Annotated in this window: 17 protein-coding genes; 6 read left to right on the plus strand and 11 right to left on the minus strand. The window is 64.7% G+C overall.

What is annotated here, in order from left to right; translation table 11 throughout:
- The first annotated feature begins 142 nt into the window (after nucleotides 1-142).
- On the plus strand, nucleotides 143-658 hold the full coding sequence (locus PKA57_RS06410) for a PAS domain-containing protein (protein ID WP_324298682.1): 516 nt from the start codon (nucleotides 143-145) through the stop codon (nucleotides 656-658).
- Nucleotides 659-660: 2 nt separating this feature from the next.
- Here the strand turns inward: PKA57_RS06410 and PKA57_RS06415 are convergent, their stop codons facing one another.
- The gene (locus PKA57_RS06415; protein ID WP_324298685.1) at nucleotides 661-2,091 is read right to left on the minus strand and encodes an RtcB family protein; all 1,431 of its coding nucleotides are present in this window, start codon (nucleotides 2,089-2,091) and stop codon (nucleotides 661-663) included.
- Between the two features lie 27 nt (nucleotides 2,092-2,118).
- Nucleotides 2,119-2,535 (minus strand): archease, encoded by a 417-nt coding sequence (locus PKA57_RS06420; protein WP_324298686.1) that lies wholly within the window; start codon nucleotides 2,533-2,535, stop codon nucleotides 2,119-2,121.
- Between the two features lie 52 nt (nucleotides 2,536-2,587).
- On the opposite strand from PKA57_RS06420, the gene PKA57_RS06425 reads away from it, so the two are divergent.
- Together PKA57_RS06425 and pncA are read left to right on the plus strand one after the other, a co-directional pair.
- A complete protein-coding gene (locus PKA57_RS06425) occupies nucleotides 2,588-3,943 on the plus strand; it encodes a nicotinate phosphoribosyltransferase (RefSeq protein ID WP_324298688.1) in 1,356 nt (451 codons plus the stop codon).
- A complete protein-coding gene (pncA, locus tag PKA57_RS06430; RefSeq protein ID WP_324298690.1) occupies nucleotides 3,940-4,584 on the plus strand; it encodes a bifunctional nicotinamidase/pyrazinamidase in 645 nt (214 codons plus the stop codon). The genes PKA57_RS06425 and pncA overlap by 4 nt, the downstream gene beginning before the upstream one ends.
- Nucleotides 4,585-4,605: 21 nt before the next feature.
- Here pncA and PKA57_RS06435 read toward each other — a convergent pair whose 3' ends face one another.
- The 4 genes from PKA57_RS06435 to PKA57_RS06450 form a co-directional block, all read right to left on the minus strand.
- Nucleotides 4,606-5,835 carry a GDSL-type esterase/lipase family protein gene (locus PKA57_RS06435; protein ID WP_324298692.1) on the minus strand — a complete coding sequence of 410 codons (1,230 nt, stop codon included), beginning with the start codon at nucleotides 5,833-5,835 and terminating at the stop codon, nucleotides 4,606-4,608.
- Nucleotides 5,832-6,845, minus strand: coding sequence for a DUF459 domain-containing protein (locus tag PKA57_RS06440; protein ID WP_324298694.1), 1,014 nt, complete (start codon nucleotides 6,843-6,845; stop codon nucleotides 5,832-5,834). The genes PKA57_RS06435 and PKA57_RS06440 overlap by 4 nt, the downstream gene beginning before the upstream one ends.
- A gap of 90 nt (nucleotides 6,846-6,935) precedes the next feature.
- A complete protein-coding gene (locus PKA57_RS06445; RefSeq protein ID WP_324298696.1) occupies nucleotides 6,936-8,360 on the minus strand; it encodes a VWA domain-containing protein in 1,425 nt (474 codons plus the stop codon).
- 17 nt (nucleotides 8,361-8,377) lie between these two features.
- Nucleotides 8,378-9,319: a MoxR family ATPase gene (locus PKA57_RS06450; protein WP_324298698.1), complete on the minus strand. Its 942-nt coding sequence runs from the start codon at nucleotides 9,317-9,319 to the stop codon at nucleotides 8,378-8,380.
- Between the two features lie 151 nt (nucleotides 9,320-9,470).
- Between PKA57_RS06450 and PKA57_RS06455 the strand changes: the two genes are divergently transcribed.
- Genes PKA57_RS06455 through PKA57_RS06465 form a run of 3 tightly spaced genes read left to right on the plus strand, consistent with a single transcriptional unit; the run spans nucleotide 9,471 to nucleotide 12,691 of the window.
- The gene (locus tag PKA57_RS06455) at nucleotides 9,471-11,549 is read left to right on the plus strand and encodes a 3-hydroxyacyl-CoA dehydrogenase NAD-binding domain-containing protein (RefSeq protein ID WP_324298700.1); all 2,079 of its coding nucleotides are present in this window, start codon (nucleotides 9,471-9,473) and stop codon (nucleotides 11,547-11,549) included.
- Between the two features lie 56 nt (nucleotides 11,550-11,605).
- Nucleotides 11,606-11,974 (plus strand): limonene-1,2-epoxide hydrolase family protein, encoded by a 369-nt coding sequence (locus PKA57_RS06460; protein ID WP_324298702.1) that lies wholly within the window; start codon nucleotides 11,606-11,608, stop codon nucleotides 11,972-11,974.
- A 21-nt stretch (nucleotides 11,975-11,995) separates the two neighbouring features.
- On the plus strand, nucleotides 11,996-12,691 hold the full coding sequence (locus PKA57_RS06465) for a glutathione S-transferase family protein (protein ID WP_324298704.1): 696 nt from the start codon (nucleotides 11,996-11,998) through the stop codon (nucleotides 12,689-12,691).
- Here PKA57_RS06465 and PKA57_RS06470 read toward each other — a convergent pair.
- From PKA57_RS06470 to PKA57_RS06490, 5 genes are all read right to left on the minus strand, one after another.
- Complete coding sequence (locus PKA57_RS06470) at nucleotides 12,673-12,951, minus strand: hypothetical protein (protein ID WP_324298706.1); 279 nt, start codon at nucleotides 12,949-12,951, stop codon at nucleotides 12,673-12,675. The two genes, PKA57_RS06465 and PKA57_RS06470, sit on opposite strands and share 19 nt — an antisense overlap.
- Entirely contained in the window at nucleotides 12,948-14,279 is a 1,332-nt protein-coding gene (locus tag PKA57_RS06475; RefSeq protein WP_324298708.1) for a hypothetical protein, read from the minus strand. The genes PKA57_RS06470 and PKA57_RS06475 overlap by 4 nt, the downstream gene beginning before the upstream one ends.
- Nucleotides 14,280-14,350: 71 nt before the next feature.
- On the minus strand, nucleotides 14,351-15,145 hold the full coding sequence (locus tag PKA57_RS06480; RefSeq protein WP_324298710.1) for an ABC transporter permease: 795 nt from the start codon (nucleotides 15,143-15,145) through the stop codon (nucleotides 14,351-14,353).
- Nucleotides 15,146-15,155: 10 nt separating this feature from the next.
- The gene (locus PKA57_RS06485) at nucleotides 15,156-16,082 is read right to left on the minus strand and encodes an ABC transporter permease (RefSeq protein ID WP_324298712.1); all 927 of its coding nucleotides are present in this window, start codon (nucleotides 16,080-16,082) and stop codon (nucleotides 15,156-15,158) included.
- Nucleotides 16,079-17,233 (minus strand): ABC transporter substrate-binding protein, encoded by a 1,155-nt coding sequence (locus PKA57_RS06490; protein WP_324298714.1) that lies wholly within the window; start codon nucleotides 17,231-17,233, stop codon nucleotides 16,079-16,081. The genes PKA57_RS06485 and PKA57_RS06490 overlap by 4 nt, the downstream gene beginning before the upstream one ends.
- Nucleotides 17,234-17,247 lie beyond the last annotated feature (14 nt).

Consider the following 17,247-nt stretch of genomic DNA (forward strand, 5'->3'; position numbering starts at 1 on the left):
CGACATGTTCCGCTGGTTGTCCGATCCCATGAGCATCGCCGATCTGGCACCGGGATCGTTGACACAGATCAAGGAAAGGGACGCGCCGCGCGCCCATCCTCATCGAAGCCCGTATGCGGAAGGCCGTCCCCGGAGGCACGAGATGACCACATTCGCCGTCCTGCCGCCCCAGCTGACGCGCCTTTTCTCCCGGATCGACGCGGCGGATACGAGCAGCGAGCGGCTGCGCCTTCTTCTCGACTTCTGGACCGCGCGGCGAAACGCCCGCATCCTGCCCATGGCCGCCGATCTCGGGCCGCCGCCTCCGCCTCACGCCGCGCATGCCTTTCTCTTCCGCCGTCTGCCGGGCCCCGAGCGGAATTGGGAAGCCGCGCAGGCTGGCGCGGACGCGGCCGATCTCATCGGCCTCACGGCACGTGGCCGCTCACTGTCCGATCTTGCGGAGCCGCGCATCGCCGTGCGGCTCAGGCGTCTCTTTGAATTCGTGGCCCGGACCGGGGAACCCGCCGCCGCCATGTTCGAGACGCGGAGCGGCGCGCGCCGCGAATGGATCGAGGTGCTGGCCGCGCCGCTTTCGAGCAACGCCATCGATGTCGACGGCATTTTCGGCGGCATAGCCGCCCGGCGCGAAGCGACAAAACCGCGGCAGAACCGATGAACCTATCCCTTGATGCAGATGACGGGATCGAGACGGGCGACGCGGCGCGCGAGCCCCGCGTGCTCCGCCGCTTCGACCACCGCCCCGGATTCCTTGTAGGCGCCCGGCGCCTCCTCCGCGACGCCCCGGAGCGACGGACTGCGAATGATGATGCCCCGCGCGGCCAGCTCGTCGACAAGCGCGCGCCCGCGCCAGCGCCGCAGCGCCTGATGGCGGCTCATGCTGCGGCCCGCGCCATGACACGCCGAGCTGAAGGACGCCGCCTCGCCCGCCGCGGTGCCGGCGAGCACATAGGAGCTCGTGCCCATGCTGCCGCCGATGAGCACCGGCTGACCCGTCGCCCGGAATGCCTCGGGCAGATCCGCATGGCCGGGGCCGAAGGCCCGCGTCGCCCCCTTGCGATGCACATAAAGTTCGCGCATTCGTCCATCGACGGGATGGATCTCGGTCTTGCAGGTGTTGTGCGAAACATCGAAGAGAAGATCGAGCGGCGCATCAGGGAAATAGTGTCCGAAGACGCGACGTACGAGGTGGGTGAGAATCTGCCTGTTGGCGAAGGCACAATTCGTCGCTGCGCGCATCGCGCCGAGATAGGTTTCGCCGATCGGCGAGCGGATGGGCGCGCAGGCAAGCTCGCGGTCGGGGAGCTCAAAGCCCCGCGCCGCGGCATCGGCGGCCATGTCGCGCAGGAATTCCGTTCCGATCTGGTGGCCGAGGCCGCGCGAACCGCAATGGATGGAGATGACGACCTCCCCGAGACGCAGGCCGAATGTGGCGGCGACGTTCGCATCGTATATCTCGCTCACCTCCTGAATTTCGAGATAGTGATTGCCGGAGCCGAGCGTGCCCATTTCGCGGCGCTGCCGCTCCCGCGCATGTTCCGAAACGCAGTCCGCCCGCGCGCCGCGCATGGTGCCCCCCTCCTCGATCCGCTCGAGATCGCTCGCGCGCCCATATCCCTCGCTGACGGCCCAGCCCGCGCCGCCTTCGAGCATCGCCACCATGGCGGCGCTGTCGAGCGAGATCGCGCCGGTGCTGCCGAGCCCGACCGGAATATTCGTGTAAAGATCATTGGCAAGCGACTTCTGCACCAGCCGGATCCGCGCCACGTCGACGCCGGTGATGAGCGCGCGGACGCCGCAGGAAATATCGAACCCCACCCCGCCCGCAGAAACCACGCCGCCTTCCTCGGGATCGAAGGCCGCGACGCCGCCTATGGGAAAGCCATAGCCCCAATGCGCATCCGGCATGGCATAGGCCGCGCGCACGATGCCGGGCAGCCGCGCCACATTGGCAAGCTGTTCACCCACCTTGTCGTCCATTTCGTTGAGCAGCGTCTCGTCGGCATAGATGACGCCCGGCACGTGCATGCCGGCCTCGGGTTCGAGCCGCCATGCCGTCTCCGCCACGCGCGTGAAACGTGCCGGGTCCATCGGCACCTCCTGCTGTGGATCGCCCGCCTAGACGTCAACAATACACTGGGCAAGCCACTCGCCATCGGCTTTTCGTTCGACGCGAAGCGCCGTGTAGGTCGCGCCCTTGACCTCCGCCGCCGGTTCGTGCCGGAGACGATCGACGTGTTCTCCCCATGCCGAGCCGGTGAGCTTGCCGCCTGCGATTGCGACCTCGAAACGGCCGAACACCATACGCCGAACGGCCATTTCATAGACGATCGCGTTAAGCCATTCGACGAGCAGCAAATCGGGCGCGGGCGCTTCGCAGACGATGGCGACACGCTCCTGAGGCCGGATGCGCGCGGGCTCGATCATGGCGGCGGTGAGCGCCAGCGCGCATTGCTCGAAGGCTTGAGGCAGCGTCGGCGCAATGCCGCGCACGCCGACATCGGCCCCGTGCTCGAAATGCTCCCATCGCGCCATGGGCGGCCCTCTCCTCGATTGCAGGCAGGCGGCTGACATGTTGGCGGCAGGCATGAACGACGGCAAGGGCGCGCTTCTCACCGACCTCTATCAGTTGACGATGATCCAGGCCTATCTGGCGCGAGGGAAGACCGGCACGGCCGTCTTCGAGTTCTTCATGCGCCATTTTCCGCCGCAGCGTGGTTTCCTCATCGCAGCGGGGCTCGAACAGGCGCTCGATTTTCTGGAAACGCTGCGCTTCACCAGGGCCGAGATCGAGTGGCTGAAGGCGAGCGGCCGCTTCAGCAACGACCTCATCTCCTATCTCGAGGACTTCCGCTTCACCGGCGATGTCGATGCGATGCAAGAGGGCACGGCCTTCTTTGCCGACGAGCCGATCCTGCGCGTCACGGCGTCGCTCCCCGAAGCGCAGCTCGTCGAATCGCGGCTCATCAATCTTCTTCACTATCAGACCCTCATCGCGAGCAAGGCCGCGCGCATGGTTCTGATCGCGCCTGACAAGACGCTCGTCGATTTCGGCTTTCGCCGCGCGCATGGCGCGGAAGCAGGCGTGCTCGCGGCGCGCGCAAGCTACATTGCCGGCTTTTCAGGCACCGCAACCGTGCTTGCAGGCACGCTCTTCGGCATCCCGCTCAGCGGAACGATGGCCCATTCCTTCATCGAGGTGTTCGACAGCGAGGTCGAGGCGTTCGAAAGCTTCGCCCGCGAGCGGCCGGAGCATCTGACATTGCTCATCGACACCTATGATGTCGAGGCGGCGGCGCGCAAGATCGTCACGCTCGCAAGGCGGCTCGCCGATGCGGGCATCGCCATTTCCGGCGTGCGCATCGATAGCGGCGATCTCATCGCGCTTTCGCGGCGCGTGCGGCAGATCTTCGATGCGGGCGGGCTTCGCGACGTAACGATCTTCGCAAGCGGCGGCATAGACGAGAAGGAACTCCGCGCCATGATCGAGGCGCAAGCGCCGATCGACGGCTTCGGGATCGGCACAAGCCTGACGACTTCCTTCGACCTGCCGGCGCTCGACTGCGCCTACAAGCTGCAGGAATATGCGGGCCTTGCGCGCCGCAAGCGCTCTGCGGGCAAGGCGACCTGGCCCGGTCGCAAGCAGGTCTGGCGGCGCCATGACGCGGATGGGCGCATGGCGGAAGACCTGATCGCGCTGGAAGGACAGCCGCGCGAGGGCGAGCGACTCATCGAGCCCGTCATGCGAGGCGGACGGCGCGTCGTCGCAGCACCGAAGCTCGCCGCCATCCGGGCCCGTGCCGCGGCAGAACTCCAGCGCCTTCCCGAGCCGTTGCGCGCGCTCGCGCCCGGCCTGTCCTTGCCGGTGCGGATCGACGGCGCGCTCGAGGCGCTCGCCGCCGAAGTCGACCGCAGGCTCGAACAGCGGGAGAAGAACCGATGAACGGCGAATTTCATATCGCATCGCGCGACGTGCTCATCGTCACCGATGTGCAGAACGATTTCTGCTCGGGCGGCAGGCTCGCCGTTCCTCATGGCGAGGAGATCGTCCCGCTCGTCAATCGCCTCGCGCGGCACTTCGAACATGCGATCCTGACGCAGGACTGGCACCCGCCGGGGCATCTGTCCTTCGCCTCGTCGCATCCCGGCCGCGTGGCTTACGACATGATCGAGGCTGCATATGGCCCGCAGCAATTATGGCCGGACCACTGCGTGCAGGGCACGGCGGGCGCCGAATTTCATCCCGAACTCGACATTCCCCATGCCGAACTCGTGTTGCGAAAGGGCTATCACCGCACCATCGATTCCTACTCCGCCTTTCGCGAGAACGACCGCAAGACCATGACCGGCCTTGCGAGCTATCTGCGCGAGCGCGGCCTTTCGCGCGTCTTTATCGTCGGTCTCGCATTCGATTTTTGCGTCCGCTATTCGGCGGAGGATGCGGCGCTGGAAGGCTTCGATGTCGTCGTCATCGAGGACGGCTGCCGCAGCATCGATGTCGGCGGCTCGGCCGAAGCGACGCGCGCCCGGCTGAAGGCGCTTCGTATCCCCTGCCTCCCCGCCTCGCGCATCATCGCGCCTTGAGGGCGAGGCGGCATCACGCTTCTATTTCGGGCAGACGCGGGTTGCACTCGCCCCCGTCAATGCCTGCCGGATCGCCTCGCCCATGCGCCGTGCGCCTTCGGGTTTCAGATGCACGCGGTCCGGCCAGGCGAGCGGCGGCGTGGCCTTCGCCCATTGGTCGATGCCGCAGGGCCTGCCCATGACGCGCGAGGTATCGAAATAGAATGCGCCCGTCCTCGCCGCGACTTCCCTTTGCGTCTCGCGCAGTCGGTCGAGCTTCGGCGGCACGGTCCAGCCGTCGCCGCATGTGGTGGCGGCGCCCGTCCCGGCGCGCCGAGCCCCGTCGAAAGCGCCGAGCACCGCTATCGAAGCGCTGGGCACATCTCTCCTTATACGGATAATGAGTTTCTCGAAGCGGCGCGAATAGGCGTCGAGGTCGAGCGCATCGTTGAAGCCTTCATTGGTGCCATAGCCGAGAATGACGAGATCGGGCGCGAGGCTCGCCATCTGACGGCTGAAAATCGCTTCGTCCCAGCGCTCCGTCACGTCGATCGTCGCGCCGCTGATGCCATGGCTGTCGTAGCGGATGCCGGGCCCGTTCCGCAGCAGCGCCCAACCGAGAAGGTTCACCGGCCCGTCGCCAGCGGGTCTGAGCGTCAGGCGATGGGCCGCCGCGGCGGGCACGCGCAGTTGCACGAGCTCCGGCCGGTCGGAGCGGGTGACGAGGCGCAAGGGCGCGGCGCCGTCGATTTGCAGGAGAAGCGAGCCTGTCTCCGGGCCGCCGATCGCGTCGATCTCGACCATGGAAAAGTCACGTTCCGCCTCGATGGTCGTTTCCGCGCGCGAGTCACCGCTCGAAACCCTGTAGCCCTGAAGGCCAAAGAGGCCGTGCGCGGCTCGCCCGAGGCTCGAGGCGACCTCCCAATCCCCCCGCATCGAAACCTCGTAGCCCTGCGGCGCGTAATAGCGATAGGGAATGCCGGGCGGCAAGCCCCGGCCCGCATCGCCGAATTCCGCCGTCCAATGCGCGCGCATCGCGCCCGTCAGATGATCGAGGGCGATGTGGCTGTCGCCGAGATGAAGGATGGCGACGGGCGCAGCCCGCCTGCCCGCGGCGAGATCGGCGAGCGCGGCGCGGAAATGTTCAAGCCCTTTGGGCGTTTCGGGCGGCGCTTCCGGTGCCGCGCATTTCGGCTCGGCCGCGCAGGCGCCGATAAGGCCGACGAGAGCAAGAATGGCGGCTCGCAATCCGCGACGACCGCCCGCCCTCATTTGACGTCCGCTCCCTTCCAGCGCCAGTCGTCGCTGCGGCCGGCGCGGATGTCCGCAACATCATAGACCTGGCGCTTGAGCCCGATGGCGGCCACCGAGGGGCCGGCAGCCGCTCCGTCCTTCACGGCCGCAGGCTGAGCCGCAAGCGCCCTGTCCGCGCCCGCTCCTGCCGCCACCGCTCCCGCATCGACATCGGCGAGGATGACGCCGCCGATCTTCCGCGCGAGAAGCTCGTAGCCCGCCATGGTGAAGTGGATGCCGTCTTCCGAGCGCAGAAGCCGCTTCTTGCCCGCACCATCGAGACCATAGGCCTGATACTTGCCGTCCTCATCCGCCGCCACCTCATGCGTCGGAATGAAGGTGATGCCGTTCGCTTCCGCGCGTGCCTCGAAAATCCCGGAGAAGGTTTCCATGTCGCGCTCGAAGCCTGCGCTGCGCATGACCGGCAGGCCGACCCAATAGATGCGCGCCCCCGCCTCCTTCAGCGTCTGCGTGAAATCATCAACGCGGGTATCGTAGATCTCGCGCCATTTCGGCTCGAAGAGCGCATGGCGCGCGCCCTCCTGCACGATGGTCTGCCTGTCGTTCGTTCCCATGACGATGACGGCGATGTCGATGGACGTGTCGGCCGCCGCCTCGCGCACGGCCTCGTTCCAGTCGAAATAGTCGCGCCTCACAAGGCCCGTCGCCACGCGCGACTTGCGAATGACCGTGAAGCGCTTGTCCTTGTGCAGAACGTGATAGAGCCCCGCCCAGACGCCATCGCCGAGCGAGTCGCCGAATACGACGACATTGTAGTGAGCCTGCTGCCTTGGTCCCGATGCCGTGGCCGCAGGCAGGGCGGGATTTGCGAGCGCCACATTCGTCACCGGCTCCTGCCGCGTGACAGGCGGCGTGATCGCAAGCGGCTCGGCCAGCACCGGGAGGCCGAAGCCGAGCAGAGCACCAAGCGCCAGCGCGCCCGGCAGCCGCGCCCACCACGCTCGGTATCGTCCGGCAGCTCGCCCCACCCCAAAACCCCGTAAATTCAGCCATCGCCCCAAATTGGCACAAGGCGAACTTAGCCGAGGCGCGGGCGCCCATGAAGGGGAAAAATCCGCTCAGGCGGCGTGGCGCAGAAGCTCGGACACGACCCGCTCCAGATCCTTCAGCGAGGCGCAGGTCTTGGCCGTGTCGCAATAGGGCTGCAGGCGGCGCATCTCGCTGTCGCCGGAATTCCACATGCTTCTGGGCTCGGGATTGAGCCAGATGACGCGCCGCGCCCGGGCATGGATTTTCTTCAGAATGTCGCCGCGCGGATTGCCGTAGTTCGAGCGCGCATCGCCCAGAATGAGCACGGTCGTCCTGTGATCGACATCGTCGAGCGCCAGCCGCTCGAAATCGACGAAAGCCTGCCCGTAATCGGTCGAGCCGCCGCCATGCTCCCTCAGAACCCTGACGATCGCGTCCTCGATCTTGCGTTCATTGTCGAAGAGTTCGGTCGTCTCGCCCAGTTGCCCTGAGAAAGCGAAGGAGCGCACACGCGGAAGAACCTCCTGAAGGCTGTAGAGAAACATGAGCAGGAACCGCGCGACCTGCGCCACCGAGCCCGACACGTCGCAGATCGCCATGACCTTCGGCCGATCCACCTTCTTCTGCTTCCAGACAGTCTGGAACAGCAGCCCGTCAAACTCGACATTGGCGCGGATCGTGCGGCGGACATCGAGCTGGCCGCGCTGCTCGACCTTCTTGCGGCGCGAATGCAGCGCGATCAGCCGCTTCGCCATCTTTCGCACCAGCTCGCGCATGATCTTCATGTCGCGCCCGTCGATATTGCCGAGCCGCACCTGGCTCAGCACTTCCTCGCGAAGCTGCCTTCCCGCATTGGCGGTGAAGATTTCGAGCTGCTTCTCGGCATAGTCGCGCACCTGCTCGCGCAACTCGTCGCGGAGCTGCCGCAGCCGCTCGGCGCTCGCCGGGTCCGCGCTCTCGCGCCGCTCGATCTCGTCATTGAGCCCGTCGAGCCCCATGATCTCCATCATCCGCCGCACATACATGCCGCGCTGCGTGAAGAGCCGGATACGATTGAGCTGCGCCTGCCGCGCGGCCTCGGCCAGCGCCATCTGCAACGCCGCCTGGTCGCCGCTTTCGAGCATCTCGACAAGGTTCTGCGGCATCTGGCCGCCGGAGGGCTCGCCCTCGCTGCCCCCGCCGCCCGCGCCTGGCATACCGCCCGACTGGCTCTGCGCTTCGCCCTCCGAAGGCTCGCCATCACCGCCCTCGCCGTCGCTTTCCTCCACCTCGCCGCCATCCGCGCGGCGCGACTTGAACTGATCGAAGGCGAAGAAGCGGTCGAAGGTTTCGCGGAAGGCGTCCTTCTCGTCCTCGCTCTTGGCGAGCACCTGCGAGAGCGCGTCGCGCAGCACTTCGCGCTCGTCGAGCCCGACCATGTCGACGACATTGCCCGCGTCGATCGACTCCGAGGTCGAGACGCGTACATCGGCCGCACGCAGCGCGCGGATGAAATCGCCGAGAACCTCAGTCATGGCGGCGCCCGCTCATGCTACCTCACGGCCTCCAGCGCCTTCGTCGTCAGCGCATTGATCTCGGCATCGACATTGTCGATGTCGTCCTGGAACTTCAGCAGCACGTTGAGCGTGTTGCGGACAAGCTCGGCGTCGAGTTCGCGCGCGTGAAGCAGAACCAGCGTGCGCGCCCAGTCGATCGTCTCGCTCACCGCCGGCAGCTTCTTGAGGTCGAGCGTGCGCAGCCCCTGCACGAAGGCGACGAGCTGCGTGCGCAGCCTTTCCTCCAGCTCCGGCACGCGCGCGCGGATGATCCGCTGCTCGAGCGCCGTGTCCGGGAACGGAATGTAGAGATGCAGACAGCGGCGCTTCAGCGCATCGCCGATCTCGCGCGTATTGTTCGAGGTGAGGAAGACGATCGGTGTCGCCTTCGCCTTCACCGTTCCGAGTTCCGGGATCGAGATCTGGTAGTCGGAGAGAAGCTCCAGAAGGAACGCCTCGAACTCGTCATCCGACTTGTCGAGTTCGTCGATGAGGAGCACCGCGCCCTCCGGCTGCCACAGCGCCTTGAGGAGCGGACGCGGCTCGAGGAATTCCTCGTTGAAGAATGTGTCGTCGAACTCGTGCAGCCGCGCGATGGATTCCTTGAGGCCCTTCGCACCTTCCATCACATCGCCGAGCTTCTCCTTCAGCACCTGCGTGTAGAGAAGCTGCTTGCCGTATTTCCACTCGTAAAGCGCCTTGGCTTCGTCGAGGCCTTCATAACACTGAAGCCGGATGAGCGGCTTGCCGAGAAGCTCCGCTGTCGCCTTGGCAAGCTCGGTCTTGCCGACGCCGGGAGGGCCCTCGACGAGAAGCGGTTTCTGCAGCCGCCCGGCGAGGAAGATCGACGTTGCGATATGCTGGTTGCAGATATAGCCGCTTCGCTCGAAGCCCTGCTGAATGGCTGAAATGGCGCTGGGCGCATCCGCCCCGTTCAACGCTGGATTTACCTTGTTCAATTCTGTTCGAGAGGCGCGGGATGCGCCCCCCTCCCTGCTTTATCTGGTTCCGTTTGGGCTATAGGGTAACACGCCCCGAAATTTGGCAAGCAGAAACAACCATCGGAAACGACCAAGGGAGATCAAGACCATGGCTGCCATCAACGAAGTCGGCGACCTGACCATCGAAGGAGATGTCGGTGTTCTGACGCTGAACTCGCCGCCGGTGAACGCGCTTTCGGCGCCCGTGCGCGCAGCCATCAATGACGGCATCAGGCAGGCGATCGACAACCCCGCCGTCAAGGCGATCGTGCTCATCTGCGACGGCAAGACCTTCATCGCCGGCGCCGATATCACCGAGTTCGGCAAGGCGCCCTCGGGTCCGAGCCTCTTCGATGCCCAGGCCATGATCGAGAACGCGCCCAAGCCCGTCATCGCCGCGATCCACGGCACCGCGCTCGGCGGCGGCCTCGAGGTTGCGCTCACCTGCCATTACCGCGTCGCGGTCCCTTCCGCGAAATGCGGTCTCCCCGAAGTCAATCTCGGCCTCCTGCCCGGCGCGGGCGGCACGCAGCGCCTGCCGCGCATCGTCGGCCCTGAAAAGGCGCTCGAAATGGTGACCGCCGGCACCCATGTCGGCGCCAAGGCGTGCAAGGAAATGGGCCTCGTCGACGAGCTTGCCGAGGAAGGCAAGCTGCGCGAAGGAGCCATCGCCTTCGCCCGCAAGATCGTCACGGAGAACCGTCCGCTGAAGAAGGTGCGCGACCTCAACGAGAAGGTCGAGGCGGCGCGCGGCCATCCGGAAATCTTCGCCAATTTCCGTAAGGCCAATGCCCGCAAGTTCCGCGGCTTCCTCGCGCCGGAATACAACATCCAGTGCATCGAGGCGGCCGTGAACCTTCCCTTCGACGAGGGCATCAAGGTCGAGCAGAAGCTCTTCCGCGAACTCGTCACCGGCACCCAGTCGGCCGCGCAGCGCCATGTCTTCTTCGCCGAGCGTCAGGTCTGGAAGCTGCCGGACGTGCCCGCCGACACGCCCATCATCCCCGTCAACAAGGTCGGCATCATCGGCGCCGGCACGATGGGCGGCGGCATCGCCATGAACTTCCTCAATGCAGGCATGCCCGTCACCATCGTGGAGACGAAGCAGGATGCCCTCGACCGCGGCCTCGCGACCATTCGCAAGAACTATGAGAACACCGCGAAGAAGGGCCGCATGACCATGGAGGACGTCGAGAAGCGCATGTCCCTCCTCAAGGGCACGCTCGCGCTCGAAGACCTCGCCGACATGGACCTCGTCATCGAAGCCGTGTTCGAGAACATGGACATCAAGAAGGACGTGTTCGGCAAGCTCGACAAGATCGTCAAGCAGGGCGCGATCCTCGCCACCAACACCTCGGCGCTCAACATCGACGAGATCGCGACGGCGGTGAAGCGCCCCGAAGCTGTGATCGGCCTGCACTTCTTCTCGCCGGCCAACGTCATGCGCCTCCTCGAAGTCGTGCGCGCCGACAAGACCTCCAAGTCCGTCATCGCCACCTCGATGCAGATCGCGAAGAAGATCGGCAAGATCGCCGCGCTTGTCGGCGTCTGCCCCGGCTTCGTCGGCAACCGCATCCTCGCCCAGCGCCAGCGCGAGGCGAACAAGCTCATCCTCGAAGGCGCGATGCCGTGGGATGTCGATCGCGTCCTCTACGATTTCGGCCTGCCCATGGGCCCCTTCGCCATGTCCGACCTCGCCGGCCTCGATATCGGCTGGTCGAAGGAGAAGTCGAAGGGCGAGACGATCCGCGACGTGCTCTGCGAGATGGATCGCCGCGGCCAGAAGACGGGCGCGGGCTTCTACGACTATGACGAGAACCGCAACGCGAAGCCCTCGCCCATCGTCGAGAAGATCATCCTCGACTTCGCCGCGAAGAAGGGCATCAACCGCCGCCAGATTTCCGATCAGGAAATTCTGGAGCGCTGCGTCTATCCGATGATCAATGAGGGCGCGAAGATCCTCGAGGAAGGCAAGGCCATCCGCGCCTCCGACATCGACATCGTCTGGATCAACGGCTACGGCTTCCCCGTCTATCGCGGCGGCCCGATGTTCTATGGCGACACGGTCGGCCTCGACAAGGTGCTGGCCAAGATGAAGGAGTTCCAGGCGCAGATGGGCGACGACTTCAAGCCCTCAGCGCTTCTGGAAAAACTTGTCGCCGAAGGCAAGAAATTCCAGAGCCTTTGAGCGAAATGAAAATGACGGGGCGGCGAAAGCCGCCCCGCCCGCTTTGGGAGGAAGCGATGAAGAGCAATGAAGATCTCGTCCGCGCCTTTGTGGACACCTGGCCGAGCCTCGATGTGGAGAAGATCGTCGGCTATTTCGCCGAGGATGGCATCTATCACAACATGATGATCGACCCTGTCGCGGGCCACGCGGCGCTTCGCGGCTTCATCGGCGCTTTCCTCAAGGGCTGGAGCGATGTCGAGTGGGATCTGCTCAACGTCGCCTCGGCCGGCAATCTCGTCTTCGCCGAACGCCTCGATCGCTTCAAGGTCGGCGGCAAGCCGGTCGCGCTTCCCTGCTGCGGCGTCTTCGAGATCGAGAACGGAAAGATCAAGGCGTGGCGCGACTATTTCGACATGGGCACCTATATGAAGGCTCTGGCCTGAACGGCAAGGAGAGGCATCGCCATGACCATCCGTCTCCATGAACTTGTCACCGGCGACAATCGCGCGCTGAGCCCCTTCGTCTGGCGCATCAAATATGCGCTGGCGCATAAGGGCCTCGCCTATGAAACGGCGCCTGTGGGCTTCCTCGACATTCCGAAGCTCTGCGGCGGCAAGTTCAGGACCGTTCCTATCATCGAGGATGGCGACGCCAGCGTTTGCGACAGCTGGGCGATCGCCGACTATCTCGACAAGACCTATCCCGAGCGGCCGCTTTTCTCCTCGCCGCAGGAACGCGCCATGGTGAAGTTCTTCGACGGCTGGTTCGGCCTTGAAGTGATGAACCGCATGTTCGGCATTTGCGTCCTCGACATTCACAATCATGCGCGCGCCGAGGATCGCCCCTATTTCCGCGAGAGCCGCGAGAAGCGCCTTGGCGGAAAGACGCTCGAAGAATTCGTCGATGGCCGCGAGCAGCGCCTGCCAGAGCTTCGTCATGCGCTGCGCCCGATGCGGGCGGCGCTCGCCACCGCGCCTTTCCTTGGCGGCGAGCAACCCAACTATGCCGATTATATCGCGCTTGGCGGCTTCCTCTGGGCGGGCGCGATCTGCACCCTGCCCATGCTGGAAAAAAGCGACCCGCTGAACGACTGGATCAAGCGCGGCTTCGATCTTTATGGCGGCATCGGCCATGTGCCGCTCTACCCGCTCGCGGCCTGATCGCCCGATGTGACGCTTTGCGCGAGAGCCACGAGCGTCGCGTCCGTTTCCCCGATCAGCGCCACATCGCAGAGCCACGCACCCGTCGGCTCCTCGTCCAGCATCTCTGGATAGGGAAGCCTGACCCGCGCCTCGTCGAAGCGCATGCCCTCCTCATCCGTCCAGGCATAGGCGCGTGCCTTGCCCGCGCTCGCCTCCGCGAGCATCGCGTGCAGCTCCCCGGCCGAGGCGGCGCGAAGTGTGTATGTCGTGATCGTCATGCCGCCACCCATGCGTCCATTTCGCCATCCGTCAGCGGACGGCATATCTCCATGCGTTCGATGAGATCGTTGAGATAGCCGGTCGCAAGCTGGCTGCCGATCGAGAGCGTGGTCGGGCCGTTGGGGAGCGGCAGGGTCGCGCTCAATGCCGCGCCCGCCTTCGATTTCATCACGCCGCCCGCGCCATCGAGGCGGAATGCGATCTTCTGCCGCCCAAGAGCCGCCGGCAGGGTCTGGCCGGCAAATTCGGCCGCCCCGTCCCGCGACGAGGCCATCTGAAGCGTATCGCCCGCGTTGATATAAACCCGCGTGGCGTTGCCGGTCGTTCCATTGTTGAGGGAAAAGACGACACGGCTGACGCCGTCGCCCAGATGGCTCAGATTGATCGCGGAGAGAACGCTGAACCCTGCCTGCAATCCGGCAGCGGCGAACCAGTCGAGCGAGGCGGCGCGCACATCGCTCGCAAGGCGTGTCGCGGCAGTGGCGCCGGAGAGGATCGGCGGCGCGAGGAAGCTCTGCTGGTGGTAGCCGAGCCCCCATGCGTAAACGCCGGACGCCCCGTCACCCTGATAGGCAGGCTGATAATCGTTGCCCGGATCGCCATTTGCCAGACACCAAATAAGCCCCTGCGCCGCGCGGACCTCCAGGACGACAGCCCAGCACAGGTAGTAGCCATAGGCGGCGGGCAACACTCCGCACGCAATTGGCGGGTTTGTCGCCATTGGCGATGCGGCGCCCGCGCCGGAAAGCCGGAACTTGCAGCGGCCGACGCCGTTGGATGAGAAGGTGATCCATTCGCGCCCGGCGGGCCTGAAGAAGCCGTAATGAAGGCCCGGCAAGGCGGTGTCATAAGCCGGGATCGAATAGAAGCGATGGTGGTTCAAGGAGCCGTCCTCTTTCAGAAGATCGGCCGTAAGCGTTCCGTCAGGTGCGAGGGCGACGTCCGTCGTGCAGCCCGCATTCTGATAGACATGGTTCGACTTCGAGAGATCGGCGCTGTTGAGCCATGTGTTCGTCGCCTGCCCGCCGATATAGGCACCGACACCCTTGGTGGCGGCAAGCTCGTTAGGCCCGAACAAACGATAGAGACCTGCCGCGTCGGCGAGGAGATGCGGCGATGAGCGCACGGTGGCGAAGAGCGCCGCCGGTTCCTTCTCCGCCCCGCTCAGCGCATAGCGCGCATTGTAGAAATCCGCCGCGAGCACGGCCTTCGGATGGCACCAGCCGAGGCCGCGCCTTTCCGCTCCCCGCCAGAAAGGGCCTGTTCCCAGTCCGAAACTCGTCTCCCCCTGTCGGGGAATATCGCTCCACCTCGATGGTGCCGGCATCGTCGCCTCCTCTCACTGCCATCCGGGCGGAGTGTGCGGCAACCGGAGCGGGGCGGGGATAGTTTGCTCTGCTACTTCACCATGGGGCCGGCCTGGTTGGTGAGCCTGTAGGCGAGCAGCACAGGGAGGAATGTGAGCGCCATCACGAAGAGCACGACGACGTTCACCTCCGGCAGCTTCTGCCCGAGCCGGATCGCGCCGAAGATCCAGAGCGGCAGCGTGTTCTGCGCTCCCGCCGTGAAGGTCGTCACGATCACTTCGTCGAAGGAGAGCGCGAAGGCCAGAAGCGCGCCCGCGACCAGCGAAGTCGAGATCATCGGCAGGGTGACGCGCCGGAAGGTCTGCCACTGGTTCGCGCCGAGATCCATCGACGCTTCCTCGAGCGATCGCGGCACGCGCCGCAGCCGCGCGATCACGTTGTTGTAGACGATGACGATGCAGAAGGTCGCGTGGCCGATGACGATGGTCCAGAAGGAAAGCCCGAGGCCCCAGAAGACGAAGAAGGAATTGAGCGCCATGCCGGTGATGATGCCGGGCAGCGCGATCGGCAGCACGACGACGAAGGAGACGGCCTCCTTGCCGAAGAATTCGAAGCGATGAACGGCGAAGGCCGCCGCCGAGCCGAGCAGAACGGCGACGGCGGTCGCAAGAAGACCCGCCTTGAGCGAGAGCCCTAGCGCCATGCGGATTTCGGGATTTGTCCATGCCGATCCGAACCAGCGCAGCGAATAACCCGCGATCGGCCAGCTCTGAATGTTCGATGCGTTGAACGCATAGACGAGGATGATCAGGATCGGGATGAAGAGGAACAGCAGGACGAACACCACCCAGGCGGTCAGCGCGATCCTTGCGAGTTTCGTTTCCATGCGCCCTCCCTCACATCACCTCAAACGCGCCGGTCCGCCGCGCACCGATGAGATAGAGCGCCATGACGACGAGCGGAATGGAGGCATAGGCCGCCGCGAAGGGAATGTTGTTGGCGATGCCGACATTCGCATAGACGACATTGCCGATGAAGTCCGAGCCCGGCCCGCCGACGAGCACCGGCGTGATGTAGTCGCCAAGCGTCAGCGAGAATGTGAAGATCGACCCCGCGACGACGCCCGGCATGGCAAGCGGCAGGATGACCTTGAAGAAGGTCCGCCACGCCTTCGCGCCGAGATCCTGCGAGGCTTCAAAGAGCGAATAGGGAATCCGCTCGATGGCCGCATAGATCGGCATGATCATGAAGGGCAGCCAGATATAGGAGAAGACGACCCACATCGCCCAGTTGGTATAGCCGATCTGCACGCTCGCGAAACCGAAGCTGTGCAAGAGCCAGTTGAGCGCGCCGTCATTGGCGAAGATGAGCCGCCAGGCATAGACGCGCGCAAGATAGCTCGACCAGAGTGGCACGAGCACGAGCGTGAAGAGCGCCACTCGTTGCGCCGGCGTTGCGAGCCGCACCATGTAATAGGCAAACGGGAAGGCGAGGATCACATCGGTAACCGTCACCGCCGCCGCCATGAGGATCGTCCGGATCGCGATCTTGCGGTAGACGTCGCTCTCGAAGATCGTCTGGAAATTCGCGATGGTGAAGGTCCGGTCGAGCTCGCCGGTGAAGGAGTCGATGCTCCAGAAGGCCGAAATGAAAAGCGCGGCGAGCGCGGCGAGATAGATGAGAATGAACCAGCCGAGCGGCGGCGCGAGCAGAAGCCCCGCGCCAACCGCCGGTTTGCGCCACAGAAATGCCGACATCCGGCGGATCGCTTCATGCAGGCGATCCGCCGTCATGCCGTAAGCCGTCTGGGGACGGTCGATCAACCCTTGATCTCCTGCCACTTCTGCTGCCAGGTCGTGTAGCTCGTGCACTCCTTCTTGCCGTTACTGCACATTTCCTGCGGCGTCTTCCAGAACCTGATCTGCTTGAGATAGGTCGCGGCTTCGTTCAGATGGTAGCGCTCGCAGGAGCCCTTATCGAGCTTGTCCATCTCGGCGCAGGCTTTCATGTTGGCTGGCGTCTCGCCGAAATAGATCGCCTGTTGCGCCTGCACCGACGGCGTCGAGACATAGGCCATCCACTTATAGGCGCAGTTGACGTGCTTCGATTTCGCCGAAAGCATCCAGCTATCGGCCCAGCCCGTCGCCCCTTCGCTCGGTACCGTATCGGCCACCTTCGCGCCCGCCGCCTTCAGCGTGATGGTCTGATAGGGCCATGCGGCGCCGATGATGGCGTCGCCATTCTTGAAGAGTTCGATCTCGTCGGAAGCGAGCGCCCAGTATTTCTTGATGAGTGGACGCTGCTTCTTCAGAAGCGCGACGGCGGCATCGAGCTGCTTTTCGGTGAGTTCATAAGGGTCAGTGATGCCGAGGCTCGGATCTTTCTTGGCGAGATAGAGCGCGGCGTCGGCAATCTGGATCGGATTGTCCGGCACCGTGATCTTGCCCTTGTAGGCTTCGTCATAGATCGCCGCCCAGCTCGTCGGCGCGGTCTTGAACTTGTCCGTATTGTAGAGGAGCACGTTCGGTCCCCATTCATAGGAGAGACCATAGTGAACGCCCTTGAGCGTGTTGTGCGGCGGCGCCTGAAGGTCCGGCACGAAGTTCTCGAAATCCGGGATGAGCTTCACGTCGATCGGCTGCACATTGCCGCCAAGGATGAGACGCAGGCTCGCATCGCCCGACGCCGAAACGAGATCGTATTCCGAGCCGCCGCCCTGGCGCATCAGCGCCACCATTTCATCGGAAGAACCCGCATATTTGCGGTTGACGATGCAGCCCGTCTCCTTCTCGAAGGGCTTTACCCAGGAATCCTCCGCATATCCCTCCCACGCCACAATATTGAGCGCGCCCTCGCCCGCGCCAATCGTCTTGGGATAGTTCGGCGCCACCGGCTCGGCAAATGCCGAAACGGAAAATGCGATTGCCGTGCCCAGGGTCAATCCCAAAGCGACGGTAACTTTCATGCTGGTCATCTCAGAACCCTCCT

This window comes from Parvibaculum sp. (genome assembly GCF_035325945.1).
GTDB lineage: Bacteria > Pseudomonadota > Alphaproteobacteria > Parvibaculales > Parvibaculaceae > Parvibaculum.

Excerpts from the sequence above, each read along its gene's own strand:
- PKA57_RS06420 (WP_324298686.1), bottom strand. The coding sequence starts at position 2,535 with ATGGCGCGATGGGAGCATTTCGAGCACGGGGCCGATGTCGGCGTGCGC.
- PKA57_RS06425 (WP_324298688.1), top strand. The coding sequence starts at position 2,588 with ATGAACGACGGCAAGGGCGCGCTTCTCACCGACCTCTATCAGTTGACG.
- PKA57_RS06455 (WP_324298700.1), top strand. The coding sequence starts at position 9,471 with ATGGCTGCCATCAACGAAGTCGGCGACCTGACCATCGAAGGAGATGTC.
- PKA57_RS06470 (WP_324298706.1), bottom strand. The coding sequence starts at position 12,951 with ATGACGATCACGACATACACACTTCGCGCCGCCTCGGCCGGGGAGCTG.
- PKA57_RS06415 (WP_324298685.1), bottom strand. The coding sequence starts at position 2,091 with ATGGACCCGGCACGTTTCACGCGCGTGGCGGAGACGGCATGGCGGCTC.
- PKA57_RS06435 (WP_324298692.1), bottom strand. The coding sequence starts at position 5,835 with ATGAGGGCGGGCGGTCGTCGCGGATTGCGAGCCGCCATTCTTGCTCTC.
- pncA (WP_324298690.1), top strand. The coding sequence starts at position 3,940 with ATGAACGGCGAATTTCATATCGCATCGCGCGACGTGCTCATCGTCACC.
- PKA57_RS06410 (WP_324298682.1), top strand. The coding sequence starts at position 143 with ATGACCACATTCGCCGTCCTGCCGCCCCAGCTGACGCGCCTTTTCTCC.
- PKA57_RS06445 (WP_324298696.1), bottom strand. The coding sequence starts at position 8,360 with ATGACTGAGGTTCTCGGCGATTTCATCCGCGCGCTGCGTGCGGCCGAT.
- PKA57_RS06490 (WP_324298714.1), bottom strand. The coding sequence starts at position 17,233 with ATGACCAGCATGAAAGTTACCGTCGCTTTGGGATTGACCCTGGGCACG.
- PKA57_RS06460 (WP_324298702.1), top strand. The coding sequence starts at position 11,606 with ATGAAGAGCAATGAAGATCTCGTCCGCGCCTTTGTGGACACCTGGCCG.
- PKA57_RS06475 (WP_324298708.1), bottom strand. The coding sequence starts at position 14,279 with ATGCCGGCACCATCGAGGTGGAGCGATATTCCCCGACAGGGGGAGACG.
- PKA57_RS06465 (WP_324298704.1), top strand. The coding sequence starts at position 11,996 with ATGACCATCCGTCTCCATGAACTTGTCACCGGCGACAATCGCGCGCTG.
- PKA57_RS06480 (WP_324298710.1), bottom strand. The coding sequence starts at position 15,145 with ATGGAAACGAAACTCGCAAGGATCGCGCTGACCGCCTGGGTGGTGTTC.